Consider the following 6,436-nt stretch of genomic DNA (forward strand, 5'->3'; position numbering starts at 1 on the left):
CTGGAAATGCCGCTGCGTAAGCGGCTCTGGCAATGCCCTTTCTGTCGAGTCGAACATGACCGCGATATCAATGCGGCGCTCAACATCGAGCGCAAGGGCATAACAGAATTACAGGCGGCGGGACTCGTCGTCTCTGCCCACGGAGGCCAGCGTAAATCCGTCATAAAGACGGTGGCGGCCTGAGAAGTGGGAAGCCTCGCCGTTTTTACGGCGGGGAGCAGTCACGAGCGGTATAGAGAAAGAAATTGCCTGGATTGGCTCTTCTTATGAAGATTTGTTAGCTTTCCCTACAGATGCGCGTAAAGACGCAGGCTATCAGCTTCATAGAATACAGCATGGAGTAGATCCTGAAGATTGGAAACCCTTTTCTGACATCGGTTCTGGCGTAAAAGAAATACGGCTAAGAGACAGTACAGGTATTTATCGTATTATGTATGTTGCTAAATTCGATGAAGCCATTTATGTATTGCATAGTTTTCAGAAAAAAACTCAACAAACGAATAAACATGATAAGGATATCGCTAAAGTACGATACAACGCAGTTATTCAGCAGCGGAGAAATATCAAATGACCACTAAAATTGACACTGAAATTCGTAAGGTAACTCCAACCGGACATAATATATTTTCTGAGTTAGGTTTTACTGAGCAAGAGGCTCAGCAACTTCATGCAACCTCTTTACGAGAAATAGAAAAGATACTAAAAATTAAAGAACAGTTAATGGAGGAAATTACTTTATGGATTGTGGATAAAAAAATGAAACAAGCAGAAGCAGCAACTGTGTTAAACATTTCTCGTCCAAGAGTATCTGATGTTGTGAATAAAAAGGTAAATAAATTCACTATTGACGCATTGGTTAATATGTTAACCCGTATAGGGAAGCCTGTTCAAATTACGGTGGGTTAAGACCCACACATTGAAGTCATTAGGGTAATTCAACATAAGAGGCATTTAGAATGGGTGCCTCTTGGTATTTGGTATTTGGTATTTGGTATTTTAAAATGATTCAACCTTTTGGCTCAATATTGTTGAATATTTCTTTGGCGAAAAATACTTTATGATCTTTATTAACGTTATTTATAATCGTTATTGAAAAAGAGACTTGCTGAGATTATTTTGTCGAATTCTCATGATGATATATTAATGATTTTATGCGATGTTATTTAATATAACTCACTCACTATATGATTTTATTGAGTGTTTTTTTACTATCGTTATTAATATCAGTTTCTTATTGAAATATAGGTTATTTTGTTAAATAAATCACAGGTTGGATTATTGGCGGAAGTAATTATATCCATGTGATTGTTGATTGCTGTAATGAATTAAAATTAACAGAAGGTAATTTTAAGATATAGTTAAAAATGATATTTAACTATTCTCTAACTATTCTATTCATTTATTGTTGTTGAGTTGTCAGAGAAATATATTTATTCTCTGGTATTATTCTTATTTATATAAATGTCATTTATTAATGAATATAGAGGATAGAAGTTTATTATGACTAAAATTTTTTCATTCAATAAAAATCACCGGGATTTATCAGCGGGTCATCATTCATGTCTTAAAGAGGTTAATGGTGTTAATGGTGTTCCTAAATCTTTGTTGCCGGGTTTTCCTGATTTAGATGATCAATTCAATCAGATGGGAATTACCCATATCCGGTTGCATGATGGTTTTGGTATTGGCGATATGGATAATTATTATCAGGTGGATAGAGTCAATGATCGAAATCAAATAATTATTAACGTGCCAGAAGAAAATAAATCTGCGGCTAAGAAATTGCTCACTGATATTGCAAATATTAGAAGTATTTTTCCCAATGCGGCTGCCGGGATGAGAAATAATGATATTAGTCTTGCATTAAAAGAGGCTAATTATAAAATGACTGACGCTTATCTGCGCGACATTATGAATAATAAAGCTGATCTAAACCCAGATAATATTCAGCGACAAATCATGTTTCGTATTGGTCGTTCCGGTGATGGTGGTTATGAAATACCAGAGGATTTTGATATGTATGCCATATTGGTCAGCACGTTGGTGAGTCGTTACGCTTTAAACTATGCCAGAATAGGTTTGCCAAGAAAAATAACTTATTGGCAGGTTTGGAATGAACCTGATTTATATTTCTTTTGGAATAATAATGATCCTGAAAAATATTATTCATTATATGCTAAAATTGCAAGAATAATTAAAGCTGTCGATCCTTCGGTTAAAGTCGGTGGGGCGGGTATTGCGTTTGCTGATAGAGGCAAAGAAGATTATCTTGATGGATTTTTAAAATATTGTAGAGATAATCATGTGCCGTTAGATTTTTATTCCTGGCATGGATATGTTGAAACCGGAGATCCGCAAAATATTATTGATGTGGGGAATGTGGTGCAAAAAAGTTTGCATACTTATGGTTTTACCGATACAGAAAGTTTTTGTACTGAATGGACTTCTTGTCCTATTGGGACAAAAAATACCTATTCAAAAGTACAGGGTATTAAAAATGCGGCATACATTGCTTCCACATTTATTTATATGCAATATATAAAAGTCGACAAAGCTTATTATTATCGGGGAGATGGCTCATCTTTTGGTTTGTTTAATAACCAGCCGAATCCCAAAAATCCAAGTGTTAAAAATTTCTGTACCTATTCAGCTCAATCCTTTTACCTGTTTGCCAGACTGTTCGAAACACCTTATATTTTAAGTGGTAATAGGGATTTCTCCACGGGTTTAACTGTTTTGGCAACCGAGAATACCGAAGGTAATAAAATAAATATCCTTGCTGCAAATTATAAAGTTGATAAGAGTCTTGCCGATGGTAATGCGGCTCCTGATTATTTATATCAACAATATTATCTTGATGCTAGCCGATCACTGAATCAATTAACGGATACCTGGAGTAAGAATAAATGGTTTGGCGGTATTGATCCGACAACTATTCACGTTGATAATGCGGTTGTGCAACGTGAACCTGTTAAGCCATTTCCAGGTGATAATATGTTGAGAACTAAAAGTCGTGATTATACTGATAGCGACCAGGGTGTTACCGTGGTAATTAACCATATAGGTTATAAAAAATTTAAAGTCAAAGCATTCCGTATTCAAGAAGGTGGATCGCTGGCACAAATGACACCACCGGAAGTGACTAACCAAATTAATGTGTCTATAGCTCATAATAAATTAACGCTAGTGGATAAGGGAGCGAAGCCTGCAACAGTAACGTTATATTCATTAGAGCTAAATAATGATTAATTTTATATGCAATGGAAATATTGGAATAAATTATTTAATCAATGAAGATTAAATAATTTTAATATGACAGGCTCTGAAAAGAGCCTGTTTGATAACAGCTAATTGAATTATATGTATTTTATTTGGAATTAAGGTGATTTTTTATGGCTGAAAATATGCTTGTAATATGTGTTAATGATCTTTTTTACGATATTTTAAAATATAATTTATTCTCTATATGATTTTATTGTGTGCTATTTTATTATTGTTATTAATATCAGTCTGGATTGATTGGTATATATTTTTCCACTTTAATACTTTTGTGGTTAAATAAATCACAGAGTCAATTTCACTATAGGAAATAATTGTATTAATGTAATTGTTTGTTTAATTCAATAAATTCAAAGTAATAGCTGAGAATTTTAGATGTAGTTAAAAGTGATATTTAATTATTATCTAGGTCTTCCATTCATTTATTGTTATTGAGTTGTCAGAGGAATGTATTTATTCTTTGATATTATTTTGGGTTTATAGGGATACAATTTCTTAGTTAATATAGAGGATGTTATGACTAAAGTTTTTTCATTTAATAAAAATCATCGAGATTTATCAGCAGGGTATAATTCACGTCTTAAAGCGGTTAATGGTGTCAACGGTCTTCCTAAATCGATAGCTCCAGGTTTCCCGGATTTAGATAATGAATTTAATCAGATGGGAATTACCCATGTTCGGCTCCATGACGGCTTTGGTATTGGGGATATAGATAATTATTTCCAGGTGGATAGGAAAAATAACCAAGATCAAATGATTATCAATGTGCCGGAGGAAAGGAAACCCGCGGCTAAAAAGCTGGTTGCTGATATTGCAAATGTCAGAAGTATTTTTCCTAATGCGGCTATCGGAATGAGAAATCATGATGTGAATCTTGCATTAAAAGATGCCAATTATGAAATGACGGATGCTTATCTGCGTGATGTTCTAAATAATCAAGCAGATCTGAACCCAGATAATATTGAGCGACAACTCTTTTTTCGTATTGGGCGTTCACTTGATGGCGGTTATGAAATACCAGAGGATTTTGATGTTTATGCAGCATTAGTTAAATCTCTGGTGAATCGTTATGGTGTAGACTATGCCTGTGTTGGATTGCCGAGAAAAATAAGCTATTGGGAGATTTGGAATGAGCCTGATTTGCTATTTTTCTGGAATACGGATGATCCACAAAAGTATTATCAATTATATGAAAAAGTAGTGAAAGCAATTAAATCCGCTGATCCTGATGCTAAAGTGGGAGGAGCCGGTATTTCATTTAGTAATCATGCCGGAGGACATTATATCGATGGATTTTTCCGATATTGTAGGGATAACCATGTACCGTTAGATTTCTTTTCTTGGCATGGATATGTTGATACTGGAGACCCGCAAAACATTATTGATATGGGTAATACCATTCAGAATAGTTTGCATACTTATGGTTTTACCAAGACGGAGAGTATTTGTACTGAGTGGAACTCTACTCCTTTTGGATCGAGAAATACATTTACCAAAGTACAGAGTCCAAAAAACGCGGCATATATCACCTCTTCATTGATTTATATGCAATATACCAAAGTTGACCTGGCTCATTATTATCGTGGGGATGGTTTATCTTTTGGTTTGTTTAATGATCAACCTAATCCTAAAAAACCAAACGTTAGAAATTTCTGTACCTATTCAGCTCAATCTTTTGGTCTTTTTGCTAAATTATTAAAAACACCTTATATCTTAAGTGGTCAAAAGGATTTTTCAACCGGTTTAACGGTTTTGGCTGCTGAAAATAAATCGGGTAATAAAATTAATATCCTGGCGGCAAATTATAAAGTGGATAAGGGTTTTTCTGATGGTAGTGTAGCTCCCGTTCCTGCGGATTTATATCAACAATACTATTTGGATACTAGCCGAACATTAGATCAATTAACGGATACCTGTAGTAAGAATAGATGGTTTGGTGGTGTTGATCCGACAACCATTCAATCTAATAATGCGGTAGTGCAAAAGGAGCCGATGCAACAACTTCCACTAGATTCTCTTTTAAGACCTAAAACTCGTGATTATACTCATAGTGACCAAGGCGTTACTGTGGTGATTGATCATATAGGTTGTAAGAAATTTAAAGTCAAAGCGTATCGTATTCAACAAGGCGGATCGCTGGAACAAATAACACCACCTGAGGTGACTAGTCAGATTAATGTGTCTATAGCTAATAATAAATTAACGTTGGTTGATAAAGGAGCGAAACCTTCAACGGTAACACTGTATTCGTTAGAGCTAATTCATCATTAATTTTATATGCAAAGAAAATATTAGAATGGATTATTTTCTCTTCCCGTTAATAATTGGAGAGTAAAGTTAAACAGGCTCTTATAAGGGCCTGTTTAATCATGGTGAATAATTTATTGGAATAAGGTTGATTCGGAATAAATAGTAATTGTTTTTGCTTGGTTGTAAGGTGATATATATTTTTAATATGTATTATGATTTTATTGAATTAAACTATTTAATAAATACGGCTAAAATTAAGGTGTATTATTAAATTCGGCTTTACTCAGCGTTAATAATTCGTGTATTCAATAAATTTATAAGATTATTCTGGATAAAAAGATTGTTCGGGATACACCCGAGGTTATCTGGGCCCGTGAACGTCTCTATGTACCAAACAAACTGGAGAATATCAGATAAGTAATGTTTGAAAGTAATCATTGTTGATTGCTTTGTTTTGATGGAGTAAAATCATCGTATATGATTACAAGGATGCTGATATGAAATTTACCGTAACGGTAATTGGCGCCGCCCGTAAGGAGTTAGCAAAATCCGCCGTAAACCCTCGCCCAATGCGGGCGGTGATATAAGGCGAAAAGCCCGCAGGGCTTTCAGGTTATTAACCATCACGTTCACTGGTAGCCCGGGGGGGACACGGCCCAAAAAAGCGGTTAAAATACATAAACTATCCCGATGAGCGCTGATGATGTTAAGAGCCACCAAAGTCCGCATTTACCCGACACCCGAACAGGCTGATTATCTCAATGCTCAGTTCGGTGCGGTCCGTTTCGCGTACAACAAGGCGCTCCACATTAAGAAGCACGCTTATCAACGCCACGGGGTGAACCTCAGCCCGCGTAAAGACCTCAAGCCCTTACTGTCAGTGGCGAAAAAATCCCGCCGGTATGCC

General features: G+C 35.5%; 6 protein-coding genes. All 6 read left to right on the plus strand.

Annotated features, from left to right (window positions below):
• On the plus strand, window positions 1-183 hold a 183-nt coding region (locus C6H66_RS23370), incomplete at its 5' end, for a zinc ribbon domain-containing protein (RefSeq protein WP_146111110.1).
• Window positions 184-253: 70 nt separating this feature from the next.
• Window positions 254-571: a type II toxin-antitoxin system RelE/ParE family toxin gene (locus C6H66_RS23375; RefSeq protein WP_105396871.1), complete on the plus strand. Its 318-nt coding sequence runs from the start codon at window positions 254-256 to the stop codon at window positions 569-571.
• A complete protein-coding gene (locus tag C6H66_RS23380; protein WP_036808705.1) occupies window positions 568-906 on the plus strand; it encodes a helix-turn-helix domain-containing protein in 339 nt (112 codons plus the stop codon). The genes C6H66_RS23375 and C6H66_RS23380 overlap by 4 nt, the downstream gene beginning before the upstream one ends.
• Window positions 907-1,500: 594 nt before the next feature.
• Entirely contained in the window at window positions 1,501-3,249 is a 1,749-nt protein-coding gene (locus C6H66_RS23385; RefSeq protein ID WP_105396872.1) for a GH39 family glycosyl hydrolase, read from the plus strand.
• A gap of 546 nt (window positions 3,250-3,795) precedes the next feature.
• On the plus strand, window positions 3,796-5,550 hold the full coding sequence (locus C6H66_RS23390; protein ID WP_105396873.1) for a GH39 family glycosyl hydrolase: 1,755 nt from the start codon (window positions 3,796-3,798) through the stop codon (window positions 5,548-5,550).
• A gap of 682 nt (window positions 5,551-6,232) precedes the next feature.
• The coding region (locus tag C6H66_RS23400) for a helix-turn-helix domain-containing protein (RefSeq protein ID WP_181148328.1) at window positions 6,233-6,436 on the plus strand (204 nt) is incomplete at its 3' end.

It is taken from the genome of Photorhabdus hindustanensis, from assembly GCF_002968995.1.
In the GTDB taxonomy this organism is placed as follows: domain Bacteria; phylum Pseudomonadota; class Gammaproteobacteria; order Enterobacterales; family Enterobacteriaceae; genus Photorhabdus; species Photorhabdus akhurstii.

What these genes read in the sequence shown, in the direction of transcription:
- C6H66_RS23380 (WP_036808705.1), top strand. Translation starts at nt 568, where the DNA reads ATGACCACTAAAATTGACACTGAAATTCGTAAGGTAACTCCAACCGGA.
- C6H66_RS23390 (WP_105396873.1), top strand. Translation starts at nt 3,796, where the DNA reads ATGACTAAAGTTTTTTCATTTAATAAAAATCATCGAGATTTATCAGCA.
- C6H66_RS23385 (WP_105396872.1), top strand. Translation starts at nt 1,501, where the DNA reads ATGACTAAAATTTTTTCATTCAATAAAAATCACCGGGATTTATCAGCG.